This window comes from Rhodococcus sp. UNC363MFTsu5.1 (assembly GCF_000686785.1).
Lineage (GTDB): Bacteria > Actinomycetota > Actinomycetes > Mycobacteriales > Mycobacteriaceae > Rhodococcus_G > Rhodococcus_G maanshanensis.
The window spans coordinates 280,238-303,905 of the sequence record NZ_JMLO01000001.1 but is presented as its reverse complement, the minus strand read 5'-3'; the positions used below and the strand labels follow the sequence as shown (position 1 = coordinate 303,905).

At 68.1% G+C, this 23,668-nt stretch carries 23 protein-coding genes; 8 read left to right on the top strand and 15 right to left on the bottom strand.

From position 1 onward, the window contains the following. Nucleotides 1–8: 8 nt before the first annotated feature. The 12 genes from BR31_RS0101500 to BR31_RS0101445 all read right to left on the bottom strand — a co-directional run bounded on the left by BR31_RS0101500 (nucleotide 9) and on the right by BR31_RS0101445 (nucleotide 11,509). Entirely contained in the window at nucleotides 9–860 is an 852-nt protein-coding gene (locus BR31_RS0101500) for an MlaE family ABC transporter permease (protein ID WP_027499392.1), read from the bottom strand. Nucleotides 861–864: 4 nt separating this feature from the next. Next, the gene (locus tag BR31_RS0101495) at nucleotides 865–1,605 is read right to left on the bottom strand and encodes an MlaE family ABC transporter permease (RefSeq protein WP_037175188.1); all 741 of its coding nucleotides are present in this window, start codon (nucleotides 1,603–1,605) and stop codon (nucleotides 865–867) included. A gap of 57 nt (nucleotides 1,606–1,662) precedes the next feature. After that, nucleotides 1,663–2,934 carry a cytochrome P450 gene (locus tag BR31_RS0101490; RefSeq protein WP_027499390.1) on the bottom strand — a complete coding sequence of 424 codons (1,272 nt, stop codon included), beginning with the start codon at nucleotides 2,932–2,934 and terminating at the stop codon, nucleotides 1,663–1,665. Between the two features lie 21 nt (nucleotides 2,935–2,955). Next, nucleotides 2,956–4,584, bottom strand: a complete 1,629-nt coding sequence (locus BR31_RS0101485; RefSeq protein WP_027499389.1) for an acyl-CoA synthetase — start codon at nucleotides 4,582–4,584, stop codon at nucleotides 2,956–2,958. Between the two features lie 24 nt (nucleotides 4,585–4,608). After that, nucleotides 4,609–5,868, bottom strand: a complete 1,260-nt coding sequence (locus BR31_RS0101480; protein WP_027499388.1) for a hypothetical protein — start codon at nucleotides 5,866–5,868, stop codon at nucleotides 4,609–4,611. Further along, the gene (locus BR31_RS0101475) at nucleotides 5,862–6,413 is read right to left on the bottom strand and encodes a Cif family virulence factor (protein WP_027499387.1); all 552 of its coding nucleotides are present in this window, start codon (nucleotides 6,411–6,413) and stop codon (nucleotides 5,862–5,864) included. Before BR31_RS0101475 ends, BR31_RS0101480 begins: the two co-directional genes overlap by 7 nt. Then, nucleotides 6,413–6,619, bottom strand: coding sequence for a ferredoxin (locus tag BR31_RS0101470; RefSeq protein WP_027499386.1), 207 nt, complete (start codon nucleotides 6,617–6,619; stop codon nucleotides 6,413–6,415). The genes BR31_RS0101475 and BR31_RS0101470 overlap by 1 nt, the downstream gene beginning before the upstream one ends. Further along, nucleotides 6,616–7,971, bottom strand: coding sequence for a cytochrome P450 (locus BR31_RS0101465; protein ID WP_027499385.1), 1,356 nt, complete (start codon nucleotides 7,969–7,971; stop codon nucleotides 6,616–6,618). The genes BR31_RS0101470 and BR31_RS0101465 overlap by 4 nt, the downstream gene beginning before the upstream one ends. After that, nucleotides 7,971–8,786 (bottom strand): SDR family oxidoreductase, encoded by an 816-nt coding sequence (locus tag BR31_RS0101460; protein ID WP_027499384.1) that lies wholly within the window; start codon nucleotides 8,784–8,786, stop codon nucleotides 7,971–7,973. The genes BR31_RS0101465 and BR31_RS0101460 overlap by 1 nt, the downstream gene beginning before the upstream one ends. Beyond that, the gene (locus BR31_RS0101455; RefSeq protein ID WP_027499383.1) at nucleotides 8,786–9,991 is read right to left on the bottom strand and encodes a cytochrome P450; all 1,206 of its coding nucleotides are present in this window, start codon (nucleotides 9,989–9,991) and stop codon (nucleotides 8,786–8,788) included. Before BR31_RS0101455 ends, BR31_RS0101460 begins: the two co-directional genes overlap by 1 nt. Continuing rightward, nucleotides 9,988–10,575 carry a TetR/AcrR family transcriptional regulator gene (locus tag BR31_RS0101450; RefSeq protein WP_027499382.1) on the bottom strand — a complete coding sequence of 196 codons (588 nt, stop codon included), beginning with the start codon at nucleotides 10,573–10,575 and terminating at the stop codon, nucleotides 9,988–9,990. Before BR31_RS0101450 ends, BR31_RS0101455 begins: the two co-directional genes overlap by 4 nt. 76 nt (nucleotides 10,576–10,651) lie before the next feature. Beyond that, nucleotides 10,652–11,509 carry a mycofactocin-coupled SDR family oxidoreductase gene (locus BR31_RS0101445; RefSeq protein ID WP_027499381.1) on the bottom strand — a complete coding sequence of 286 codons (858 nt, stop codon included), beginning with the start codon at nucleotides 11,507–11,509 and terminating at the stop codon, nucleotides 10,652–10,654. Between the two features lie 115 nt (nucleotides 11,510–11,624). On the opposite strand from BR31_RS0101445, the gene BR31_RS0101440 reads away from it, so the two are divergent. The 6 genes from BR31_RS0101440 to BR31_RS0101415 all read left to right on the top strand — a co-directional run bounded on the left by BR31_RS0101440 (nucleotide 11,625) and on the right by BR31_RS0101415 (nucleotide 17,767). Further along, nucleotides 11,625–13,097: an aldehyde dehydrogenase gene (locus BR31_RS0101440; RefSeq protein ID WP_027499380.1), complete on the top strand. Its 1,473-nt coding sequence runs from the start codon at nucleotides 11,625–11,627 to the stop codon at nucleotides 13,095–13,097. Between the two features lie 41 nt (nucleotides 13,098–13,138). Further along, a complete protein-coding gene (locus BR31_RS0101435; protein WP_027499379.1) occupies nucleotides 13,139–13,888 on the top strand; it encodes an SDR family oxidoreductase in 750 nt (249 codons plus the stop codon). Next, complete coding sequence (locus BR31_RS0101430; RefSeq protein WP_027499378.1) at nucleotides 13,885–14,784, top strand: NAD(P)-dependent oxidoreductase; 900 nt, start codon at nucleotides 13,885–13,887, stop codon at nucleotides 14,782–14,784. Before BR31_RS0101435 ends, BR31_RS0101430 begins: the two co-directional genes overlap by 4 nt. Then, nucleotides 14,781–15,218, top strand: a complete 438-nt coding sequence (locus tag BR31_RS0101425) for a carboxymuconolactone decarboxylase family protein (RefSeq protein ID WP_027499377.1) — start codon at nucleotides 14,781–14,783, stop codon at nucleotides 15,216–15,218. The genes BR31_RS0101430 and BR31_RS0101425 overlap by 4 nt, the downstream gene beginning before the upstream one ends. Nucleotides 15,219–15,275: 57 nt before the next feature. Then, nucleotides 15,276–16,745 (top strand): FAD-dependent oxidoreductase, encoded by a 1,470-nt coding sequence (locus tag BR31_RS0101420; protein WP_027499376.1) that lies wholly within the window; start codon nucleotides 15,276–15,278, stop codon nucleotides 16,743–16,745. Nucleotides 16,746–16,822: 77 nt separating this feature from the next. Beyond that, nucleotides 16,823–17,767: a hypothetical protein gene (locus BR31_RS0101415; RefSeq protein WP_027499375.1), complete on the top strand. Its 945-nt coding sequence runs from the start codon at nucleotides 16,823–16,825 to the stop codon at nucleotides 17,765–17,767. A 16-nt stretch (nucleotides 17,768–17,783) separates the two neighbouring features. Here the strand turns inward: BR31_RS0101415 and BR31_RS0101410 are convergent, their stop codons facing one another. The 3 genes from BR31_RS0101410 to BR31_RS0101400 form a co-directional block, all read right to left on the bottom strand. Beyond that, nucleotides 17,784–18,644 carry an LLM class F420-dependent oxidoreductase gene (locus BR31_RS0101410; protein WP_027499374.1) on the bottom strand — a complete coding sequence of 287 codons (861 nt, stop codon included), beginning with the start codon at nucleotides 18,642–18,644 and terminating at the stop codon, nucleotides 17,784–17,786. Nucleotides 18,645–18,981: 337 nt separating this feature from the next. Beyond that, nucleotides 18,982–19,458: a hypothetical protein gene (locus BR31_RS0101405; protein WP_156042328.1), complete on the bottom strand. Its 477-nt coding sequence runs from the start codon at nucleotides 19,456–19,458 to the stop codon at nucleotides 18,982–18,984. Nucleotides 19,459–19,480: 22 nt separating this feature from the next. Beyond that, nucleotides 19,481–21,214, bottom strand: coding sequence for an acyl-CoA dehydrogenase family protein (locus BR31_RS0101400; protein ID WP_027499372.1), 1,734 nt, complete (start codon nucleotides 21,212–21,214; stop codon nucleotides 19,481–19,483). 153 nt (nucleotides 21,215–21,367) lie between these two features. Here BR31_RS0101400 and BR31_RS0101395 point away from each other — a divergent pair, with 153 nt between their 5' ends. Both BR31_RS0101395 and BR31_RS0101390 read left to right on the top strand, forming a co-directional pair. Further along, entirely contained in the window at nucleotides 21,368–22,300 is a 933-nt protein-coding gene (locus BR31_RS0101395; protein WP_027499371.1) for an oxygenase MpaB family protein, read from the top strand. An 8-nt stretch (nucleotides 22,301–22,308) separates the two neighbouring features. Beyond that, nucleotides 22,309–23,652, top strand: a complete 1,344-nt coding sequence (locus tag BR31_RS0101390; RefSeq protein WP_027499370.1) for a cytochrome P450 — start codon at nucleotides 22,309–22,311, stop codon at nucleotides 23,650–23,652. Nucleotides 23,653–23,668: the final 16 nt, after the last annotated feature.

The following is a 23,668-nucleotide window of genomic DNA, read 5'->3' as shown; positions in this document are numbered from 1 at the left end:
CTGCCTCCCTAACCGGACAGGTTGAAGTTGCCGGAGCCGCCGTAGATGGCGAGCGAGACGAGCAGGGTCACCGCGACCACACAGATCAGTGACAGCCGGACCGCACGACCGACCGCGGTGCCGACCCCGGAGGGTCCACCCGTCGCGTAGTAGCCGTAGTAGGTGTGGATCAGCATGACCAGCATCGCCATCGCGAGGACCTGCACGAACGACCACATCACATCGATCGGGTCCAGGAAGGTCGAGAAGTAGTGGTCGTAGAGCCCGGACGACTGGCCGAACAGCACCACGGTGGTGAACCGGCCCGCCAGGAACGACGCGACCAATGCCAGGGAGTAGAGCGGCAGGATCGAGATCATGCCCGCGACCACCCTGGTACTGACCACGTACGGAACGGAACTGATCGCCATCGATTCGAGCGCGTCGATCTCCTCGCTGATCCGCATCGCACCGAGCTGAGCGGTCGAACCGGCGCCGATGGTGGCCGAGAGGCCGATGCCCGCGATCACCGGCGCCGCGATCCGCACGTTGATGAAGGCGGAGAAGAAGCCGGTCAGTGCCTCGACCCCGATGTTGCCCAGCGAGCTGAAGCCCTGGATCGCGATCGTGCCGCCGGACGCAAGGGTGAGGAACCCGACCACCGCCACGGTCCCGCCGATCAGGGCCAATGCCCCTGTGCCCATACTGATCTCCGCGATCAGCCGGAGCACCTCCTTGGGATGCTTGCGCAACGCCCACGGCACGTGCGCGAGCGCGCGGACGAAGAACACCGCCTGGCGGCCGATGTCGTCAACGGCTCGGGACAGGCCAGCGGCCCGGTTGCGGGTACGGCCGAACTTGCCGGTCGTCGCCAGTGCCATCGCGTCAGCCCGCCGTCAGCCGGATGCCGACCGCGGTCACGATGGTGTTGACCACGAACAGCGCCATGAAGGCGTAGACCACGGTCTCGTTGACCGCCTCACCCACGCCCTTGGGCCCACCGCGCACCGTCAGTCCGCGGTAACAGGCGACCAGGCCGGCGAGCAGGCCGAACAGCGCCGCCTTCACCATCGAGATCGCCACCTCCGGCAGGCCGGTCAGCAGCGTGATGCCGTCCGCGAACGCGCCGGGGTTGACCCCCTGCAGGAACACCGAGAACACGAACCCGCCTGCGATGCCGATCACGCACACCAGCCCGTTGAGCAGCAACGCGACCACCGTCGACGCCACCACCCGCGGGATCACCAGCCGGGTGACCGGATCGATGCCGAGCACCTCCATCGCATCGATCTCCTCGCGGATGGTGCGCGAGCCGAGGTCGGCGCAGATCGCGGTGGCCCCGGCACCCGCGACGATCAGCACGGTCACCACCGGGCCCACCTGGGTCACCGCCCCGAGGGCGGCCCCCGCCCCGCTGAGGTCGGCCGCGCCGATCTCACGGAGCAGGATGTTGAGTGTGAAGCTGACCAGCACGGTGAACGGCACCGCGACCAGCACCGTCGGCACGATCGACACGCGCGCGATCATCCAGCTCTGCTCCAGGAACTCCTGGAGCTGGAATCGGGTGCGTACCAACCCGACCGCGACGTCGGCCCCCATCCGGTAGAAGTGGCCGAGCTCGCGCATCGGCCCCTTCAGCGTCGTACTCGCCACGAGCCCTCCCCTCGTCGTGTGCACGCCCTGCTAGTGCGCTACGGGACACCCAGACGCGCGGGTGCTGTAGTCGACCTCGAAGCTGGTGACCCCGTTGATCCATCCGGACTGCAGACGGCGGGGGTCGCCGAGCTTCGAGATGTCGGGCATGTGGTCTGCGATCTTGTTGAAGATCAAATCCAGTTCCATGCGGGCCAGATTGGCCCCGATGCAGTAGTGCGGCCCGGTCCCGCCGAAGGCGAGGTGCGGGTTCGGATCCCTGGTGATGTCGAAGGTGCGTGGGTTGTCGAATACGTCCTCGTCGAAATTCGCGGACCCGTACAGCAGTACCACTCGCTGTCCCGCCTTGATGGCGGTTCCACCGATTTCCGTGTCCACCAGTGCCGTTCGCTGAAGCGAGGTCAGCGGCGACGCCCAGCGGATGATCTCGTCCGCCGCGGTGCGGGGACGCTCACGCTTGTACAGCTCCCACTGCTCGGGGTGCTCCATGAACGCCATCATGCCGAGCGTCGTCGCGTTTCGGGTCGTTTCGTTGCCCGCAACCGCGAGCATGATCACGAAGAAGCCGAACTGCTCGGGGGTCAGTGCCTCCCCGTCGACATCGGCGTGCACCAGCGTGGAGATGATGTCCTCGAGCGGCTCCGTGCGGCGCGCCTCCGCGAGATGGTAGGCGTACCCGAGGATCTGCGCGGACGCCATCCGCGACGCGCCCTCTAGCGTCTCGTCGTCGTATCCGGTCATCTGGTTGGACCACTCGAAGAGCTGCTTCCTGGCATCCTGCGGCACCCCGAGCAGTTCCGAGATCGCCTGCATCGGAAGTTCGCTGGCGACCTCGGAGACGAAATCCCCTTTCGGGTTCGCCGCCGCGGTGCGGGCGATGAGGTCCGCACGCTCGTCGAGCGCGGCTCGCATCGACTCGACCGCGCGCGGGGTGAACAGCCGCGAGACCAGTTTGCGCAGCTGGGTGTGCTCGGGCGCGTCCTTGTTGATAAGGACGTGCTTGGTCACCTCCAGTTCCTCGGCGGAGATGTCGTCCTGGTGCCGCGGGATCGACCCGTTCACGTGGTTCGAGAAGTGCTCGGGGCGGCGCGAGATGTCGCGGACGTCGGCGTGCCGCGAGACCACCCAGCAACCGCCGTCGTGGAAGCCGCCGGTGCCGGGTTCCTGCTCGTTCCACCACACAGGGGCGCAGCGGCGCAGTTGGGCGAACTCGGCGAGCGGCACGCGTTCGCCGTACAGCTTGGGGTCGGTGACGTCGAAACCCTTCGGCAGGTCGAGCGCCTTGGCGTGCAGATCGGTCATGGCAGGCCTTTCGGGGCGGGGTCAGTCGATTCGGTGATCGGGCGCGCGGCCGGCCGCGTGGTCCTTGGCCCAGCGGTAGTCCGGCTTGCCGCTCGGCGTCCGCGCGACCTCCGCGGCGATCCAGAACGATCGCGGGATCTTGTATCCGGCGAGGTGGCTGCGGGCGTGCTTCTCGAGGCTCTCGAAGTCGGGTTCGCCTGCGCGGGGGCACAGCACCGTGGCCACCCGGTTTCCCCAGCGCTCGTCGGGCACCCCGATCACGATCGCGTCGTACACGTCCGGATGGGCCTTGACGATCGCCTCGACCTCCTCCGCGAACACCTTCTCGCCACCGGTGTTGATCACCATGTTCCCGCGACCGAGCAGCGTGATCGACCCGTCGTCCTCGATCCGGGCCCGGTCGCCGGTCACCACGGAACGCGCCCCCTCGATCTCGCGGAAGATCTCGGCCGACTTGACCGGGTCGTTGTAGTAGCCGAGCGGGACGTAGCCGAGCTTCGCCAGCCAACCCTCCCCGCCGGATCCCGGTGCGAGCACCCGGTTCTCGTCGTCGACCACCACGGTGTGCCGGTGCGAGCCCACCTTCGGCCCGCCGTGCTGCTCGAAACCCTTCGTGGCGAATCCGATACCACCGAAACCGGTTTCGGACGAGCCAACCGAGTCCGAGATCATCAGGTTCGGGATGGCCTCGAAGAATGCATCCTTGACCGACGCGGAGAACAGCGCCGCGCCCGAGGCCACCACGGCCAGGCTCGACGTGTCCGCCTTGCTGTTCCGGTACGCCTCGACCAGCGGCCGCCCCATCGCGTCGCCGGTGATGACCATCGCCGTCGGCCGGTGCCGGGCGACCAGGTCCCAGGTGCGTTCGGCGTCGAACTTCGCGTCGTAGATCACCGCGTTGCCCGCCAGCAGCGCGGTGAACGTCGGCATCAGCGCTGAGGCGTGGATCAGCGGCGGCAGGATAAGCATCCGGATCTGCTCGCCCGCCGCACCGGCACGGGACTGCTGGTACTCGTCGGCAACCGGTTCCCCGGTGAAGAAGTCGAGGCCGCCGCCGAGGACCCGCCACATGTCCTCCTGCCGCCACACCACACCCTTCGGCCTACCGGTGGTGCCGCCGGTGTACAGGATGTAGACGTCGTCGCCGCTGCGTTCGCCGAAACCGCGCGCGGGCGACGCGGCGGCCAGCGCGTCCCCGTACCGGACCGCGCCGGGAACGAGCACCGGGGCGTCGAGGGCGGCAGGCGCCAGCTCGTCCGACACCTCGATGAGGTGCCGGATCCGGGGCATGGCGGGCGCGACCTCCGCGACCCGCTCGCCGAACCCGCGGTGATAGACCACCGCATCCAGATCGGCGTCGTCGTACAGGTACGCCAATTCGTCGGCCGTGTAGCGATAGTTGACGGTCAGCGGCACCGCCCGGATCTTGAAGGCGGCCAGCACCGCCGCCATGGTCTCGATCGAGTTGTGCATCTGGATACCGACATGTACTCCCGCACCGAGCCCGACGGACTCGAGATGGTGGGCGAGCCGGTTCGCGTGCTCGTCCAGTTCCCGGTAGGTCACCTGCCCCTCTCCCGCGATCAGGGCGACACGGTCGCCCATGGCGTCGACGGCGTGCTCGAACAGGTCCGCGAACGTGTATGCCATGCGAGTCCTTCCGGCGTTGGGCGCTCAGATCACCGTGAGCGGCAAGGGGATTCCACGATCTGTGAACGCAAACCCGGCTCCGGTACTGATCCGGGTGATGGCGACCTCGACGCACTCGGGCGCGGGCTCGTCCTCGGTGACCACCTCGACGAGGAGGGAGTCGACATCCTCCGAGAGCAGCCGGACGGTGAACCGGGGATCGACGCCGCGCACCAGCGCCTGCAGGGGCTCGAGGTGGTCGCCGTCGACCAGCGCGGGCCAACCGCCGTCGGCGTCCGCCGCTCCGCCGCGACCGAGCAGCAGCTCCAGCCTGCCGTCCCCGAGCCGGATGTCGCTGTCCACGTACTGCTTCGGGTTCAGCAGCGGGTGCACCGACAGCACCGCGGCCAGGCCTGCCAGGTCACGGGGCAGCCCGAGCGCCTCGCGGATCCGCTGCGCGGCCACCCCGGCGATCCCGGTGAGTTGCTTGCGGGTGATCTCGAGCGCCTTGTCCTCCGCCGCCCGCTTGCGGACCGCGAGGAGGAAGCCGAGCGCGAGCAGGTGGTGCTGCAGGCAGACCTCCTCCGCGATCCGCACCAGGGCCGAGTGCGAGAAGTCCGCGAACCGGATGTCGGAGAGCAGCGGACCCGAGTAGTCGTGCGCGCCCTCGCCCGTGCGGTCGATGGGGCTCAGCTCCACCGCGTTGGCCGCGGTGCGGCCGATCTCCTCGGTGTGCGCGGCCATCTGGGGCGGCACGTGCGAGGGGTCGATGACCACCGTCCACGCGCAGTGCGGCTTCCGGTCCGCCGGCCGGCGCGGCGGGCGATGGATGGGTCGCACCTGGGCGTGCGGGTTGGTGGCCAGCGCGGTCGCGTCGAAGGTCGGGTCCTCGATGTCGTGGCACATCGTCGTCACGTACTCGTTACCGAGCGGCTCGACGTCCATCAGGGCACCGCAGTGGTCGAGCCAGAACTCGCCGTGCGCTGGATCGTCTACCCGGTACCGAAAGTCCATGAACTGGGGCGGTGCCCCGATGTCGAGCTGCAGTCCCTTGAAGATCGTGACCACGTCGTCGCCCTCATACCCGAGCGCCCTCTGCATCCTGCGCGTGTACCAGGGACTCGACGCCTGCCACTCCTCGATCGCGACGGCCGCCATGCCCTCGCGCCCGAACTCCACGATCAGGTGCGCCATCCCCGAACGATCGATCAGCTGGCCGCAGAGCAGGAGCTCGGGCACCAGTGCCGCGAGATCGGCCCGCGAGCGCGCCGCGAACGAATCGCCGACGGTCACCGCGCTCACCACAGTGGAACCGGGGCGCCGCCGGCCGGGTACCAGCCGCGGAGCTTCTCCCCGGAGACCGACCGCTGGATGCGCGCGTTCATGCCGTCCGAGAGCGCGCCGTCCGTGATCATCTCCATGAACAGCGCCGAGACGTTGCCGAAGTCGAAGAAGTCACGCTGCCAGGACCACTGGAAGTCCCCGCCGTATCGGAACCAGCTGCCTCCGATGCCGTGGACCGAGTAGTGGCTGCCGTCGGCGCGGGTGGCGTCGGCGACCTGCTTCCACAGGCCGATCACGTTGCCGCTGCGCTCGTCGACGACGAACTCCTGGTAGGGGTATTGCCAGCCCTCGAGGCCGAACATCTCCTGACCGAGCGCGATGTCACGGATCTCGTCGCGGCCGACGGCCATGAAATCCTGCTGCGGGCCATAGTTCCAGCCGTAGGTCGCGTCCTCGGTGTACATCTGCGCCAACGGCTTCCAGTCGCCTGCGGCCTCGCAACGCTTGTTCTCCTCGACCCATCGCTGCACCATCTCGTCGAGCTCCGCGCGATCGAACTGGGACATCACTGGTCTCCTTCGGATTCGGAAATTCTCAACGCACGGGTCGGGCAGAACTTCACCGCGTTCTCCACACTCGGGCGTAGGGACCGGGGCGGGTCGGTGTCGAGGATCTGTACGGTTCCGTGCTTGGGCACGGAGAAGACCTCGGGGGCCTCCATCTCGCAGGCCGCATGCCCCTGGCACAGGTCCGCGTCGACCTCGATCCTCATCGGACTCGCCGCCTGCGATAGCGGACCCGGCACGGTTGCTCGAGCTGAACCACCATCTTGCTGTGGTCGTTCCGATACGATTCCGACGGCTGCGCCATCTCGAACTCGAAGTCCCGCAACAGGATCGAGAAGATCGCCTTGAGCTGCATCTGGGCGAACGCGGCCCCGACACAGCGGTGCCTTCCCGCACCGAACGGGATCCAGGTCCACCGGTTGACGATGTCCTCCTGGTTCGGATCGATATAGCGACCCGGGTCGAAGTCGTCCGGGCGCGGAAAGTCCTCCGGGATCCGATTGGAGATCGCCGGGGTCGCCGCGACCAGGTTGCCCTTCTCGATCCGGTAGCCACCGACCTCGAAGTCGTCGCGCGCCAGCCGTAGCAGGATGATCAGCGGCGGGTGCAATCGCAACGTCTCCTTGACCACCGCCTCCAACACCGGGATCTGACGCAGCGCATGGAAGCTGATGTCCGCGCCGTCCGAGTACAGCTCGTCGAGCTCGCCGACCACCTGTTTCATCGCGTCCGGGTGCCGGAGCAGTTCGATGAGGCTCCATGCCGCGGTGCCGGAGGTGGTGTGGTGACCCGCGAACATCATCGAGATGAAGATGCCGGTGATCTCGTCGGCGCTGAACCGCTCCGCCCCCGACTCGTCCTTGATCGAGACCAGTACGTCGAGCATGTCCCGGTCGTCCTTGCCCTGCGGCGGGTTCGCGATCCGTCCGGTCATGATCTCCTGCACCAGCGCGACCAGCGCGAGGCGCGCCTCGTCGCGGCGCCGGAAACTCTCGATGGGTGCGTACGGATCGACGAAGGCGAGTGCGTCCGTGCCCTGTTCGAGCTCGTGGTAGAGCTTGGCGAACCGATCGTCGAGCTGATCGCGGAACTTCTTGCCGATGAGGCACGCCGAGGAGGTGTAGATGGTCAACTCGGCGAAGAAGTCGAGGAGGTCGATCTCCCCCTCGTCGTCCCAGCCTGCGACCATCGCCTCCACCTCGGCACCGATCGTCGCGGCGTGGCCCTTCATCTGCTCACCACGCAGTGCCTGGTTGTGCAGCATCTCCTTGCGCCGCTCCGGGCTGGCGTCGAACACCACGCCCGCCCCGAATATCGGCTTCATGAACGGGTACGCGGCCTGCTGGTCGAGGTCCTCATCCGACGAGCGGAAGAAGAACTCGTTGGCCTCGGCCCCGGAGAGCAGCACCACCTCGCGGTCGGCGAGCCGAAAGGTCCCGACATCGCCGCATTCCTCGCGCACACGGCGCATCAACGCGATCGGATCGGTGCGCAGTTCCTCGAGGTGACCGTGCTCGTGCTCGCCGCCGGATACGCGCTGGGGGTCTTGCGGACTCATCACTTCGCCTCCTTCGGGTCGGTGTGGTTCTCGGGCGTGCGGGCACTCAGCGGGGCCTCCGGTTGGACCTCGATCAGCACCAGGTGAGCGCCACGCGGAGCCGACACCACCGCGACGACGGCGTTGGCGATGTCGGACGCGCGCAGGAAGTAGCCGTGCCTGGCGAAGCCCCAGGTCTTCCATGATTCGGCGAGCGGGCCGATGACCTCCGGGGTGGAATCCATCCCCATCCCGGTGAGGGTCGGCCCCGGCCTGACGATGGAGGCGCGGATACCGGTGCCCTCGAGCTCCATTCGCATCTGCCGTCCCATCGCCTCGAGCCCGGCCTTGGCCGCGTCGTAGGCGCCCATCAGTGGTCGTGGACGGTCGGCGCAGTCGGATCCGATCAGCACGAAGTCGCCGCGGCGCCGCTCGCGCATGCCGGGCAGGATTCGGTGCGCCAGCCGTTGCGCACCGACCAGGTGCACCTCGACCTGCTTGAGGAATCGCTCGGGTTCCATCTGGTCGGCGGCACCGAACTCGAGGTCGCCCGCGCCGGAGAGCACGATCTCCGTCGGCCCCAAGGCATCCTCCGCGGCCGAGACGAACTCGTCGACCGAGGCGCCGTCGGTGACGTCGAGGAAGTGCGCGTACGCCTCGCCCCCGCCAGCCCGGATCTTCTCCGCGATCGCCTCGCACTCCGCGACGCGCCTGGCGCCCAGCGCGACCGGGTGGCCGAGTTCGGCGAGGGCATAGGCGGTGGCGGTGCCGATCCCCGAGGACGCCCCGGAGATCACCGCCGGCCTACGCTCCGGGTTCGGTTCGAATCGTGGCATCAGCGCACCTGCACCTTCAGCGGCAGGGCCGCGAAGCCCCTGACGTTCGTCGAATGGACGCGCTCGATCCCGGACTCGTCGACCTCGAAGCCGGACACCTTCCTGGCGAATTCGGCGAGCGCGATGTTCGCCTCGAGCCTTGCCAGGTGAGCACCGAGACAAAAGTGCACGCCGCCACCGAAACTCGTCAGCTTGTTGGTCGAGTTCCTGCCGATCTGGAACTCGTCGGCCTCCTCGAACACCTCGGAGTCCCGGTTGGCGGAGCCGATCAGCAGCAGCATCTTCTCCCCCGCAGGCACGGTCTGGCCGTAGTACTCGAGGTCCACCGCGGTGGTGCGCGCGACGATCTGGCTCGACGTGTCGTAGCGCAGCGTCTCCTCCACCCAGTCCGGCGCCCGGTCCGGGTCGGCGAGCACCGGCGCGACCTGTCCGGGATGGCGCGAACCCCAGTACAGCGCGTTCCCCAGCAGCTTCGTGGTGGTCTCGTTGCCCGCCACCACCATCAGGAACATGAACCCGAGGATCTCCGCGTCGGTGAGCCGGTCCCCGTCGATCTCGGCCTCGAGGAGCGCGGAGGTCAGGTCCTCGGTCGCCGACCGCCTGCGCTCGGCGATCATGTCCCGGTAGTAGCCCATCAGGCTGATCGAGGACTCCACCGCGGCCTGCGGGACGTCCTGGACGCCGTCCTCCCTGTGCACCACCAGGTCCGCCATCCGTCGCAGCTCCGCGCGGTCCGGCTCCGGCACCCCCATCAGCTCGGAGATCACATCCATCGGCAGCTTGCCCGCGACCTCGGCGATCCAATCGAACTCGCCCGCCGCCAGCGCCGGCTCCAGGTGCTGATCTGTCAGCTCCAGGATGCGACCCTCGAGCTCGGCCACCCGGCGGGGCGTGAACCCACGAGAGACCAACTGCCGCAACCGCATGTGCCGCGGATCGTCCATCGCGAGGAAGGACATCACCAGATGCGCGTGCGGTCCGTAGGCAGCCGGGTCGAGCGAGACGCCGTTGGCGCTCGAGAGCCTGCGACTGTCCTTGAAGGCATCCGCGACGTCGCCGTGCCGCGAGAGCGCCCAGAACCCGATGTCCGGATTGTGATAGATCGGCGACTCCTCCCGCAGCCGCTTGTACGTGGGGTACGGATCGTCGTGGAAGTCGTAGTCGTACGGATTGAAGACCACAGGGGTGATCAGGGCTTCGGTCATCGTGGCTCCAGGATCAGTTTGGCGGAGGCCTCGAGTCGTTGCGCGAGTTCCGGGTAGGACCCGTATCCCATGCCCGCGCGCAGGAGGGCTCCCGCGTAGAGGAGTTCGAGGGTTTCGAGCAGTTCGGGGTCGTATCCCGGGCCGAGTGCCTGCCCGAGCCGATTGTGGATCTCGAACCCGATCCGGCCGCGTAGGTGCTCGACGTCCGGATCGGCGCCGAGCAGGGCGCCGGTCACCGCGGCGGACACCTCCGGCTCGTCGGCCAGCAGCAGGGCGATCCCGCGCAACACCGACAGCACCCGTTCCGTGCGACCAAGCCCGGTGTCGTCCGGGATCTCGGAGGCCTCGAGCCGTCGCCAGAAGACCTCGGCGACGAGGTGCTCCTTCGAGGAGAAGTAGGTGTACGCGGTCGCCGGGCCGACACCGGCCCGCGCGGCCACCGCGCGCACGGTCAGGCCGCCGAACTCCTGCTCGCGCAACACCTCGACCGCGGCACCGGTCAGTCGCTCGACGGTGTCGGCCTGCTTCTCGGTCAACCGTCTGCGGGTCGACTCGAAACTGCGACTGGACACGTGTCTGGACATTACTACGGTCTCCCGTCCGGCGATACCCGTTTTCGCGTTCGATTCGGCCGTTCGCGGCCGGCCGGCAGCCGATCGACTAGAGCCCGATCTTCATTCCGGCACCGCCGTCGACCCGCAGTTGCTGGCCGGTCACGTATCGCGATTCGTCCGAGGCCAGGTACACCACCGCGTGCGAGATGTCCTCGGGCTCGACCCACGGGATCGGCATGGCCTGCATGAACGGAAAGGTCAGCGCCGCGTCCTCGGCGGTCGGATTCTCGAGGTCGGGCCGGAACGTCTTGTACATCGGCGGACTCTGCAGCATGTCGGTGTTCACGTTCGTCGGATGGATCGCGTTGACCCTGATCGAACTCGGCCCAAGGGTCAGCGCCAGCGAGTTCGTGTAGGCCTGGATCAGCTTCTTGGCCAGCCCGTACCCGTCGCCGCCGGGGCCCTGCAGCGCCTGCTGGCCGTTGAACCCGGTCTGCGGCACCAGGCCTGCGACCGAACCGATCGCGATGATCGAGCCGCCCTCGCCCAGGTACTCCATCGCCGCGTGCACGGTGTTCACCACGCCGATGAAGTTCACGTCGAAGGCGTCGACGAAGCCCGCGTTGGGAACATGCTTGCCGAGGGGACAGATTCCCGCGTTGGCCACCACGACATCGAGGCCCCGGAGCTCACCCACCGCCTCCGCGAGCGCGGACTCGACGGCCGCCCGGTCGCGGACGTCGACGCGGGCCGTGACGGCCCTGCGGCCGGCTTTCTCGACCAGCCGTGCCGTCTCCTCCAGGTCGGCCTCGGTGGCGAGCGGGTACTCGTTGCTGGCGATGTCCGCACACAGGTCGAACGCGATGATGTCCGCGCCCTCCTCGGCGAGATGGACCGCGTGACTGCGGCCCTGCCCCCGTGCTGCGCCGGTCACGAACGCGACCTTGCCTGCGACTCGATTCATCGGATCACTCCCTGCAATCGATGGAACGTTCGACGTGCTTCTACCTGAAAGCGTTGCGAGGTATCTCTGTGCGAACTATAGTCCAGACACCTGTCCAGATGTGGAGGAATTGAGCATGACGCTTCGTCCGACCGACAGTTCGGCCCTGCTGATCGACGGAAAGCTCGTCCCCGGCTCCGGCGGCGCCTTCGAGGTGCTCAACCCCGCCACCGAGGAGGTGCTCGGATCGGCGGCCGAGGCCACCGCCGCCGACATGGACGCCGCCATCGCGGCCGCTCGCGCGGCGTTCGACGAGGGCACCTGGTCCCGCGATCACGCGTTCCGCGCCCGCTGCCTGCGCCAGCTGTGCGACGCCCTGCAGTCGCACATCGAGGAGTTGCGCGAGGTGACCATCGCCGAGGTCGGTGCGCCCGCGATGCTGACCAGCGGACCGCAGCTCGAGGGCCCCATCGAAGACCTGCGCTACTGGGCCGACCTGGCCGAGAACTATTCGTGGGAACAGGATCTCGGGACCGCGGCGCCGATGGGGATCCCCACCGCTCGCCGGGTGTTCAAGGAGGCCGTCGGTGTCGTCGGCGCGATCACCCCATGGAACTTCCCGCACCAGATCAACTTCGCCAAGCTCGGGCCTGCCCTGGCCGCGGGCAACACCGTGGTGCTCAAGCCCGCGCCCGACACCCCGTGGTGCGCGGCGCTGGTCGGCAGGGTGATCGCCGAGGAGACCGAGATCCCCGCGGGCGTGGTCAACATCGTGACCTCCACCGACCATCGGATCGGCGCCCAGCTCGCCGAGGACCCGCGCGTCGACCTGGTCTCGTTCACCGGATCCACCGCGACTGGGAAGGCCGTGATGCGCGCAGCGGCGGACTCGCTGAAGAAGGTGTTCCTCGAACTCGGCGGCAAGTCCGCATTCATCGTCCTCGACGACGCCGACGTCAAGGCCGCCAGTTCCTACGCGGCCTTCTCCGTGTGCGTGCATGCGGGCCAAGGGTGCGCGCTGACCACCCGCTTGCTGGTCCCGCGGGCGCATTACGACGAGGCCGTGGCAGCGACCACCAAGACGATGTCGAGCATCCGACCCGGTGATCCCACGAACCCTGGAACAGTGTGCGGCCCACTCATTTCCGCTCGCCAGCGGGACCGCGTCGAGGGCTACCTGAAGCTCGCCGTCGAGGAGGGCGGCACCATCGTCACCGGCGGTGGCCGACCGGCCGACCGGGACCGCGGGTTCTTCGTCGAGCCGACCCTGATCGCCGGGGTGGACAACTCCGCACGGGTCGCCCAGGAGGAGATCTTCGGTCCGGTCCTGGTCATCCTCCCGCACGACGGCGACGAGGACGCCGTCCGGATCGCCAACGACTCGCCGTACGGTCTGTCCGGCTCGGTGTGGGGCACCGACCCCGAGCGGGTGAACCGCGTGGTCGCGGGCGTGCGCACCGGAACGCTCAGCGTCAACGGCGGGGTCTGGTATTCCGCGGACGCCCCGTTCGGCGGCTACAAGCAGTCCGGGATCGGCCGCGAGATGGGCGTGGCCGGCTTCGAGGAGTACCTGGAGACCAAACTCGTCGCCTCCCCCGCGACGACCTGATCCACAGCCGGCCGAGTACACCTAGCGAGGAGAACAGACACATGGGACGTTTCGACGGACGCACCGCCATCGTCACCGGCGCGGCGCAGGGCATCGGCGAGGGATACGCACGGGCACTCGCGGCGGAGGGCGCCAACGTGGTGGTCGCCGACCTCAACCGCGAGCTCGGCGAGACCGTGGCCAAACAGATCACCGCGGACGGGGGCTCCGCGGCGTTCAAGGAAGTCGATGTGGCCGAGGCGGATTCGGCCGTCGCCCTCGCCGACTTCGCGATCGAGCGGTACGGCAGCATCGAGCACCTGGTCAACAATGCCGCGATCTACGGCGGTATGAAGATCGACTCGCTGCTCACGGTGGACTGGGACTACTACCGGCGGTTCATGAGCGTGAACATGGACGGCGCCCTGCAGGTGTGCCGGGCGGTCGTCCCGCACATGCGAGCCAATGGCGGCTCGATCGTCAACCAGTCCTCCACCGCCGCCTGGCTGTACTCGAACTACTACGGACTGGCGAAGGCAGGCATCAACAGCCTCACCCAGCAGCTCGCCACCGAGCTCGGCTGGTCGAACATTCGCATCAACGCGATCGCGCCGGGCCCGATCGACACCGAGGCCACCCGCACCGTCACGCCCGGCAACATCGTCAAGGACATCGTCAGGCGGATTCCCCTGCAGCGCATGGGAACCACCGAGGACCTGGTCGGCATGTGCCTGTTCCTGCTCTCCGACGATGCCGGCTGGGTCACCGGGCAGATATTCAACGTCGACGGCGGACAGGTGTACCGGTCGTGACCGCGAACGACACCGACATCACGGTCGGATACATCGGCCTCGGCAACATGGGCGCGCCGATGGCCACCCGGTTGCTCGACTGGCCCGGCGGCCTGGTGGTGTGCGACGCGCGGCCCGAGACGCTGACACCGTTCACCGATGCGGGTGCCGCCGCGGCGGACACGCCCGCGGCGGTCGCCGCGCAGGCCCAGGTGATCTCGGTGACCGTCCTCGACGACGCGCAGGTACGGGAGGTGGTCAACGGTCCCGACGGGATCCTCTCCGCCGCCGCGCCCGGCACGGTGATCGCGGTTCACTCGACGATCAGCGACCTGACCGCAACCGACCTCGCCCAGCGTTGCCGTGAACGGGGAGTCGACCTGGTCGATGCGCCGGTCAGCGGCGGCGCGCCCGGGGCCAAGCAGGGACGGCTCGCGGTCATGGTCGGCGGATCCGAGGAGGCGTTCGCCGCGGTCCGCGGGCCGTTCGGGTGCTGGGCCGAGCTGGTCGTCCACGCCGGGCCGGTCGGCGCGGGCACCCGGATGAAGCTGGCGCGCAACCTGCTCCACTTCGTCTCGTTCACCGCCGCGAGCGAGGCACAACGCCTCGCCGAGGCCGCGGGACTGGACATCCGGGAACTCGGCAAGATCGTCCGGCACACCGACGCCATCACCGGGGGCGCGGGCGCGATCATGTTGCGCGAGACCACCGCCCCGGTCGCCGAGGACGACTTCTGGCACCCGATCCTCGGGCACGTCCGCAACCTCGGCGAGAAGGACCTGTCCCTCGCGCTCGACCTCGGTGAGCGGCTCGACGTCGACCTTCCGCTCGCCAGGCGCGCCCTCTCCGATCTCGGCCCCGGACTCGGGGTCGGGACCGGCGCATTGTCCGAATCTGCAACCAAGGAGCACGCATGACCGACGAGAACGGCACAGGTCCGAGCGAGGCGCGGGCTCGCGGGGTCGCGATGATGAACCAGGTGTACGGCTGGGAGATGCCCGCCGACATCCCCGGCGACTTCTTCGCGGTCACCGCCGACCATCTGTTCGCCGACATCTGGACCAGGCCAGGACTCAGCCTGCGCGACCGTCGGCTGCTGCTGCTCGGCGCGATCACCGCGCAGGGCCAGGGCGACGTGGCGAAGATCCAGATCAACGCGGCGCTGCACAACGAGGAACTGACCGAGGAGCAGGTCGAGGAGGCGGCGATCTTCCTCTGCCACTATGTCGGGTGGCCGTTGGGCACCGGACTCAACAACGCCCTGATCGCCGTCAAGGCGGACCGGCGCAAGGCCGCCCGCGCCGCGGCGAAGGCCGCCGAGACGAACTCCTCGGAAACCGCCACCGGCTGAGGCCGGACCGGAAATACTGCACTCAAGGCAACAACTCTCGAGAGAAGGACCCGATTCATGGCCGAGGCCACTCCCATCCGTCCACAGCCCGCCGACACCATTGAGACGTGGCAGTACGAAGCCGATGTGGTCGTCGCCGGCTACGGCATCGCGGGCGTCAGCGCCGCGATCGAGGCCGCGCGGGCAGGCGCGGACGTCCTGGTGCTCGAACGGACCAGCGGCTGGGGCGGCGCCGCGGCGCTGGCCGGCGGGTTCATCTACCTCGGCGGCGGCACGCCGCTCCAGCGGGCGCTCGGCTTCGAGGACTCGCCGGAGAACATGAAGGCCTTCATGATGGCCGCCCTCGGCCCTGGTGCCGACGAGGAGAAGATCACCGACTACTGCGAGGGCAGCGTCGAGCACTACAACTGGCTCGTGGACAACGGGGTGCCGTTCAAGGAGTCCTTCTACGGCCAGCCCGGTTGGGAGACCCCGTTCGACGACGGACTGATGTACTCCGGCGGCGAGAACGCGGCGCCGTTCAACGCCGTCGCCACCCCGGCTCCGCGCGGACACGTCCCGCAGATGGCGGACAAGCGGACGGGCGAGAAGGGCGGCGGCTACATGCTGATGAAGCCGCTGGTGGAGACCGCCGAGAAGCTCGGCGTCCGTGCCGAATACGACATGCGGGTGCAGCGCCTGATCGTCGATGCCGATGGCCGGGTCGTCGGGATCTTCGCCAAGCAGTACGGCAAGGAGATCGCGATCCGCGCCCGCACCGGCGTGGTGCTGGCCACCGGCAGCTTCGCCTACAACAAGGAGATGGTGCAGAACTACGCGCCGCGGCTGATCGGCAAGCCGGGCGCCTCGATCGAGGAGCACGACGGCAGGGCGATCCGGATGGCGCAGGCCCTGGGCGCGGACCTGGCACACATGGACGCCACCGAGGTCGCGTTCTTCGGCGATCCGCAGCTGATGGTCAGGGGCATCCTCGTCAACGGCCGCGGCCAGCGCTATGTCAACGAGGACACCTACCCGGGCCGGATCGGCCAGGAGACGTTGCTGCGCAACGAGAACCAGGCCTACCTGATCATCGACGAGGCCGCCTACGAGGAGGGCATCGCCGCCGACAGCTCGACACCGTTCTTCCGGTTCCAGCCGAAGTGGGTGGCGGAGACGGTCGAGGAGCTCGAGTCCGAGATGGGCCTGCCCGCCGGCGCGCTGGTTTCGACCGTCGAGGTGTACAACCGGCACGCCGAGAACGGCGAGGACCCGGTGCTGGGCAAGAAGCCCGAATGGTGCAAGCCGATCGGCTCCCCCATCGCCGCCCTCGACCTGCGCAACTTCACCGCCGGGTTCACCCTCGGCGGACTGCGCACCACGATCAACTCGGAGGTGCTGCACGTGAGCGGCGAGCCGATCCCCGGCCTGTTCGCGGCGGGCCGCTGCACCTCCGGCGTCTGTGCGGGCGGCTACGCGAGCGGGACCTCGCTGGGCGACGGCAGCTTCTACGGCAGGCGCGCAGGCATCAGCGCCGCCAAGGGATAGGCAGCCGGCTGCGCCGCCTGTGCGCGGTTGACGAGTTCCTGCACTCGTCAACCGCGCACAAGCGCTAGCCTGAAGCCATGCCGGTCACCTGGTCGGACGAGGTCGACGCCATCCTCGGCGGCGACCTCACCTGCGGGCTCGCCTGCCTCACCCCTGCGGGCGGGGCGGTCGTGACGACGGTGGCGCCGATCGGGCTGCGCGACCGCGAGCTCGGCACGGTCGGCTTCACCACCTCACTCGGCTTCGGCCGCAAACTCGAGCGCATCAAGGTCGATCCCAGGGTCGCGCTGGCGTACCACGCCCGCGAACACGGTGTCGGCGACCGCGCCGCTGGGTACGTCCTGGTGCAGGGCGAGGCCCGATTCGACCCACATCCCGACCGCGCGACGCTCGATGAGATCGGCACGCACTCGGAGCCGTTCATGGGCGCGCCCAAAAGGGGACGGTTCTGGGGCCGGTGGCTGCACGCGTACTACGAGGACCGGGTGCTGGTGACGGTGACCGTGACCCGGGTCGTGGCCTGGCCCGCGCCGAACGCGGACGGCGGGGCCGAGGTGTTCGGCGCGCCGCGACCCGAGGCCGCCGCCGCGCCGCAGTCGCCACCGAAGAAGGGCACCGGCCCACGGGTGAACCCGGCGAGGACAGGCGAGCGCGCCTCGACGCTCCCGCACCTGCTGCTCGCCTACCGCGACGCGGACCGATATCCGGTGATCGCCCCGGTCGGGGTGATCGACGCCGACGCCGAGGGCGTCCGCCTGCGGGTGCCCACGTGGGTGCCGCCGGGCGGCCGCCGCGCCGGCCTGCTCGCGCACTCCTACCGCGCCCAGCTCGTCGGCCTCGAGTCCCGCCAGAACACCGGTTGGCTCGAGGTCACCGGCGACGAGGCGCGGTATGCACCGCACACCGAGACCGGGTTCCGTGCGCCCGCGAACAAGACGATCCTGTTGCTGGCCAACGGTTTCCTGGCGCGGCGCGGGCTGGCGAAGGCCCGCAAACAGGGGCGGGTTGCGGCGCTGGGCTGAATCCGCCCGCCCCTGGTCAGCGCGCGACCGGCTCCCGGTTCAGCTTGCCCGCGAGCCGTTCCAGGTAGGCCTCGACCTCGGCCTCCGACTTGTCGGGCACCCCGAACACGACCTCCGTCACGCCGAGGGCCTCCCAGCGGGCGAGCTTCTCCTGGTCGGGCTTGCCCGCCAGCACCACGATCTGGGGCGCGCCCTCGCGGCCGGCCTCCTGCCAGATGCGGCGCAGCAACAGCACGTTGTCGTCGATGTCCTGCTCGATCGGGGTGGTCATCCAGCCGTCTGCGGACCGGGCGATCCACTTGAAGTTCTTCTCGTTGCCCGCCGCACCCACGATCACCGGAACACGGGGCTGCTGAATAGTTTTCGGCCACGCCCAGCTCGGGCCGAACTTGACGAACTCGCCGTCGTACTCGGCCTCCTGCTGCGACCACAGCGCCTGCATGGCCTCGAGGTACTCGCGCAGCATGGTCCGGCGCCGTCCCGGCGGCACACCATGGTCGGTGAGCTCGTCGAGGTTCCAGCCGTACCCGACCCCGAGCACCACCCGCCCCCCGGACAGGTGGTCGAGCGAGGCGATGGTCTTCGCCAGGGTGATCGGATCGTGTTCGACCGGGAGCGCGACCGCGGTACCGAGCGCGATGCGTTCGGTCACCGAGGCCGCGGTGGCCAGCGCCACCCATGGGTCGAGCGTGCGCATGTAGCGGTCGTCGGGCAGTGTCTCGTCACCGGTCTGCGGGTGCGCGGCGTCCCGCCGGGCCGGGATGTGCGTGTGCTCCGGGACGTAGAAGGAATCGAAGCCGCAGCGTTCCGAGGCCGCGGCGGCCGAAGCCGGTGTGATCCCACGATCACTCGTGAACAGCGTGATGCCAAACTTCACCAGGGTCTCCCTTGCCACCGTGAGCGAGCACTCGAATCAGATCGACACTATTTGCCGGACAGTTGTTTGGCAAGGTGTCCAGACCGATCGGTACCATCCGAATCTAGAACTGGTTCATGGCCCGACGCCAGGCCGGGACCTGCCATGTTCTCCCGCCAACCGTCGGGATCATGACACACGTTCACCATGCCGAATGGCACCCGTGCCGGCGTCTCGCGTCGCACAGAAAAGGGCGTGACGGCCGGCGGCATCACCACCGGGCGTCACGCCCTCAACCTTGATCCACGGCATCGACTGGGCAAGAGATCCACCCACCGCCCGCCGGGACAGACAGCGCCTACTGGACGACGATCGTGCCGCGCCCCTGGACGTGCGGGAAGTTCGTGTCGATCTGGACTTCGATCCGCCCGACCCCGGTGTCCGCGGTCATCGGCACCCACGGGCCGTCCGTCGGCGACAGCGGTGTGTCGTCGCCGAGCGGCACCGGCGGCCCCGGGAAGACTCCGCTCGCTCCGGTGTCCAGGTTCTTCCAACGCAGGGTGGCTTCGACGCCGCAGTACACCCCCTGGAAGGGGTCCGGCACGAAGGTGAACTCCGGCCGCACCCAGATCGTCGGGTTCTGCCCGTAGAAGAGGGCATTCGGGTCGTAGTGCGCGTCCACGGTCCCGACGCACCCGAGGGCCCCGCCACCGAGGGTGTAGGTCGGTGAGATCCCCACCGGGTCCGACGACGATCCGGTCGACGCCGCTGCGGTCCCCCCTGTCAGCGACGCCGCCACCGCAACCGACACCACAACTGCCCGAGTAATTTTCATCGTCCCTGCCCCCCAGCCGACGCTACGGCGTCATCTCGTAGGCACCATCGTAGGCCCGCACCTGTTCCCACACCCGGCCGAACCGGTCCTCGTCCACCACCGGCTTGCGGACCGCACCGAGCGCCCACTCCTGCTGAGCGAGCGTCGACGACGGCTTCCCGTGCAGGGCAATGGCATACCCGGAGAAGTCGCGGATCTGGAAGTCGAAGATCTGGTCGACCAGATCCCGGTCGAGCCCGGTGATCTCGGCCTGCTCGAGGATCAGCTGCCCGTACACGACCAGCGAGAACAGGTGCCCGACGTTGAGCAGGAAGTCCAGGTCCTTCTGCTGCGCGGCATCGGGAGCCGCGGTGGTGAGCAGCTTCTTGAGCTCCAGTGCCTGCTCGTAGAACCGCACCACGTTCGGGATGTCCGCGAACCGCTCGTAGACCTTCGTCCAATCGTGGAACTGCACCTTGGCCGCGCCGCGGGTGGGGCCCTGGTTCCAGAAGAACTCGTCGTCGGCCGCGTCGAGGCGGGTTCCGATCTCGGGGAAGCTCGCCGGGTTGAACATGTAGTTCGGCATGAACTTGAGGATCAGCCCGACGTTGACGTGGACCGTGCCCTCCAGCTTGGGCAGGCAGCCGATGACCTCGACGGCCTCACGGAAGTAGGTGTTCTTCTCGTATCCCTTGGCCGCGACCACGTCGTGCAGCAGCGCGATCACGCGCTCGCCCTCGGAGGTGACCTTCGCCTTCGTCATCGGGTTGAACAGCAGGTAGCGGCGATCCTCGAGGCTCGCACTGCGGAAGTAGTCGACGGCCCTGGCGCTGAACTGCTTCATCGCGACCATCCGGGAGTAGGCGTCGACGAACGCCGCCCGCACGTGGGTGAAGTCGGTGACCGGGTTGCCGTACAGGATCCGGTTCTGCGCGTGGGTGATCGCCTCGTAGAAGGCGTGCTCGGTGATGCCGATCGAGCCGGTGCACAGGTTGAACTTGCCGACGTTGACGGTGTTGAGCGCCGCCTCGAACGCCTGGACGCCGGTGTGCAGGATGTCCTCCTCGCGCACCGGGTAGTCCTCGAGCCGGAAGGTGCTCACGTACATCTGGCCGTGGATGACGTTGTCGATGAGCTTGTAGTTCGGGTGCTGGCTGTCCGCGACGAAGAAGACGTACCCGTCGGAGCCCTCGACGTCGGTCCGGCGACCGAACACCGACACCATGCCCGCGACGTTGCCGTTGCCGATGTAGTACTTCTCGCCCGTGGCCCGGAAGGCGACGCCGTCATCGCCCGACTGCGGAGCGAGCAGCATGTCGGTGGAGTACACGTCGGCGCCGTGCTCGCGCTCCGAGAGACCGAAGGCCATCACGCCGCCGTCCGCCAGTTCGCGGGCGGCCCGCTGCTTGGCGGCGGTGTTCTCGCTCATCCAGATCGGCCCGAGACCGAGGATGGTGACCTGCCAGGCGTACCAGTACGCCAGGCCGTAGAACCCGAAGATCTCGCTGAGGACGGCGTTGCGGGCCGCGTCCCAGCGACGGTTCGGGTCGCCGCCGCCGAACTCGGCGGGCGTCTGGAAGGTGGCGAAGAGCTTCTCACTCTTCACGAACTCCAGGAAGTCCGACACCCAGGTCGCGTCGAGGTCGTCCTGGAGCAGCTGCTTCTTGCCGCGGTTCTCGAACCAGGCGACGGTCGCGCGCAGCAACCGGCGGGTTTCCTCGTCGAACTCGGCGAAGTCGCAGGTGGTCGGGTTGAAAAGGTGTCCGTTCGCGGACATGGGCGTGCCCCTCTCTCGCAGATCAGCTCGCATCTGACATGAACCTACCAGCGAGTAGCAAATCCCCTTCCTTGTGGCGCGGGTCACTCCGATGCTACGTTCTGACACAGCGCGACAACTTTGTTTCATCGTCCAATCCGACAGGAACCCACGATGCCGCTCGACTTCGATTCCGCCATCCGCGAGGCCGTCCCCATGCCGGTCGACGACGAGATCACCGCGATCTCACCGCGACTGGGCCCCGATTCCCTGATCTGGAAGTACTACGGCGATGTGCGCGGACTGCTGGGCTTCCAGCGACTCGCCGGGACCGAGAACTGCATCGAACAACTCGGCAAGGCGGTCGAGGACCACTCGGTGATCTTCTCGGACACCCTCGGCCGGGCCCGGCGCAGCGGGCCCCCGATCATGAAGACCGTCTACAGCGAGGATCCGCACCACTGGGGTCGCACCGTCCGCGACTTCCACAAGCCGATCAAGGGCACCGTGGCCGACGGGTCGCGCTACCACGCGCTCAACCCGGAACTCTTCTACTGGGCACACGCCACGTTCGTCGACCAGGTCCTGTACGTCACCGACACCTTCATCCGGCGCCTGTCTTACGAGGAGAAGGTCCAGATCTTCGAGGAGGGCAAGACCTGGTATCGCCTCTACGGGGTCAGCGATCGCAGTCAGCCGCAGACCTACGAGGAGTTCCTCGAGTACTGGGAGCAGATGCTCGACCGGTTCGTCCCGACCCGCACCATCGGGTACGCCACCGGGTACATCAGGAAGGGCATACCCGGCCCCCGGCGGATCCCGGCCCCGGTGTGGCGAATGCTGTCGGCACCGCTGAACGCCTTCCTCCGGACCGTCGTCGTAGGAACGTTGCCCCCGCAGATGCGCGAGGTGTGCAACCTCGACTGGGATGCCAAGAAGGAGAAGCGATTCCAGCGCTTCGCGGCCTTCTCTCGCCGGATCAATCCGGTCGTCAACCGGCTGCCGCTGCGCGCGCTGTACGTGCCGTGGGCCCACGAGGCCTGGCGCAGGGTCGGCGTCGACCCCCGCCCCCTGATGAATGCCCCCACCACCGGCCTCGCCCGCTAGGAGTTCGCATGCGCACCAAGGCATTGGCAGCACCCCCGGCCGGCAGCGGCCTCCGACCGATCTACGGCACCGGCGACCCCGGCGTGATCGAGCTCCTCCGCTTCTTCCGCAACCCGATCGAGCTGGTGGCCCAACGCCGCGCGGCCTTCGGGGACATCACCTACATCAAGGCGTTCGGCCTCGAATTCGCCATCCCGCTCACCGCCGACGGCACCGAGTCGGTGGCCATGAACAAGCAGAAGGCGCTGGCCGCCGAACCCGCGTGGGGCTTCCTCATCGGTCCGTTCTTCCGCCGCGGCATCCTGCTGATGGATTTCGAGGAGCACCGCCACCATCGGCTGATCCTGCAGCAGGCCTTCAACAACAAGCGCCTGCGCGGCTACCTGAACGAGATGCAGCCGATGCTGCGCAAGGGGGTCGAGCGACTTCCCACCGGCGACAATGTGCTCGTCCTGGACGAGCTCAAGTCGCTCACCCTTGACCTGGCCCTGGAGATCTTCCTCGGGATGGACCTGCCGCGCGCGGAGGCCGATCGGATCAACAAGGCCTTCATCGACTGCGTGAACGCGGGAATGTCCATCATCCGCAAGGACATTCCGGGGACCAAGTGGTCAAGGGGGCTGGCCGGACGACGCGTGCTCGAGGAGTTCTTCCATCGGCACCTGCCCGCCAAACGCGCATCCGAGACCGCCGACCTGTTCTCGGTGCTCTGCCACGCGCGGTCCGAGGAGGGACACACCTTCACCGACGAGGACGTCGTCAACCACATGATCTTCGTGCTGATGGCCGCGCACGACACCTCGACGATCACCCTCACCACCATGGCCTACTACCTGGCCAAGCATCCCGAATGGCAGGACCGGGCGCGTGCCCAGTCGCTGTCGCTGCCCCGCGAGATCACCTACGACAACCTCGGCGAGTTCACGGTGCTCGACGCCGTCATGAAGGAGGCGCTCCGACTGAACTCCCCGGTGCCGGGGCTGGCTCGACGGGCGTTGGAGGACACCGAGATCAACGGGCATTTCGTCCCGAAGGGCACCTATGTCAGCGCGGTGGGCATGGTCAACCACCACAACCCTGACCTGTGGACGCATCCCGAGCGCTTCGACCCGGACCGCTTCTCCCCCGAGCGCGCCGAGGACAAGTCACATCGCTACGCGTGGATGCCCTTCGGTGGTGGCGTGCACAAGTGCATCGGCCTCTACTTCGCCCAGATGGAGATCAAGACGATCATGCACAACCTGCTCCTCGAGTACGAGTGGTCGGTACCGGCGGACTACACCTGGAAACTCGACAATTCCACGCTGCCGGTCCCGAAGGACCACCTGCCCGTCACGCTGCGGGCGCGGTGACCGCGGATATGCTGGC

Bases quoted from the DNA above. Each gene is read 5' to 3' on its own strand.
- BR31_RS0101435 (WP_027499379.1), top strand. From the start codon at position 13,139: ATGGGACGTTTCGACGGACGCACCGCCATCGTCACCGGCGCGGCGCAG.
- BR31_RS0101440 (WP_027499380.1), top strand. From the start codon at position 11,625: ATGACGCTTCGTCCGACCGACAGTTCGGCCCTGCTGATCGACGGAAAG.
- BR31_RS0101415 (WP_027499375.1), top strand. From the start codon at position 16,823: ATGCCGGTCACCTGGTCGGACGAGGTCGACGCCATCCTCGGCGGCGAC.
- BR31_RS0101465 (WP_027499385.1), bottom strand. From the start codon at position 7,971: ATGAGTCCGCAAGACCCCCAGCGCGTATCCGGCGGCGAGCACGAGCAC.
- BR31_RS0101500 (WP_027499392.1), bottom strand. From the start codon at position 860: ATGGCACTGGCGACGACCGGCAAGTTCGGCCGTACCCGCAACCGGGCC.
- BR31_RS0101390 (WP_027499370.1), top strand. From the start codon at position 22,309: ATGCGCACCAAGGCATTGGCAGCACCCCCGGCCGGCAGCGGCCTCCGA.
- BR31_RS0101460 (WP_027499384.1), bottom strand. From the start codon at position 8,786: ATGCCACGATTCGAACCGAACCCGGAGCGTAGGCCGGCGGTGATCTCC.
- BR31_RS0101485 (WP_027499389.1), bottom strand. From the start codon at position 4,584: ATGGCATACACGTTCGCGGACCTGTTCGAGCACGCCGTCGACGCCATG.
- BR31_RS0101475 (WP_027499387.1), bottom strand. From the start codon at position 6,413: ATGTCCCAGTTCGATCGCGCGGAGCTCGACGAGATGGTGCAGCGATGG.
- BR31_RS0101395 (WP_027499371.1), top strand. From the start codon at position 21,368: ATGCCGCTCGACTTCGATTCCGCCATCCGCGAGGCCGTCCCCATGCCG.
- BR31_RS0101455 (WP_027499383.1), bottom strand. From the start codon at position 9,991: ATGACCGAAGCCCTGATCACCCCTGTGGTCTTCAATCCGTACGACTAC.
- BR31_RS0101450 (WP_027499382.1), bottom strand. From the start codon at position 10,575: ATGTCCAGACACGTGTCCAGTCGCAGTTTCGAGTCGACCCGCAGACGG.
- BR31_RS0101425 (WP_027499377.1), top strand. From the start codon at position 14,781: ATGACCGACGAGAACGGCACAGGTCCGAGCGAGGCGCGGGCTCGCGGG.
- BR31_RS0101490 (WP_027499390.1), bottom strand. From the start codon at position 2,934: ATGACCGATCTGCACGCCAAGGCGCTCGACCTGCCGAAGGGTTTCGAC.
- BR31_RS0101445 (WP_027499381.1), bottom strand. From the start codon at position 11,509: ATGAATCGAGTCGCAGGCAAGGTCGCGTTCGTGACCGGCGCAGCACGG.
- BR31_RS0101420 (WP_027499376.1), top strand. From the start codon at position 15,276: ATGGCCGAGGCCACTCCCATCCGTCCACAGCCCGCCGACACCATTGAG.
- BR31_RS0101405 (WP_156042328.1), bottom strand. From the start codon at position 19,458: ATGAAAATTACTCGGGCAGTTGTGGTGTCGGTTGCGGTGGCGGCGTCG.
- BR31_RS0101400 (WP_027499372.1), bottom strand. From the start codon at position 21,214: ATGTCCGCGAACGGACACCTTTTCAACCCGACCACCTGCGACTTCGCC.
- BR31_RS0101470 (WP_027499386.1), bottom strand. From the start codon at position 6,619: ATGAGGATCGAGGTCGACGCGGACCTGTGCCAGGGGCATGCGGCCTGC.
- BR31_RS0101495 (WP_037175188.1), bottom strand. From the start codon at position 1,605: ATGCGCGAGCTCGGCCACTTCTACCGGATGGGGGCCGACGTCGCGGTC.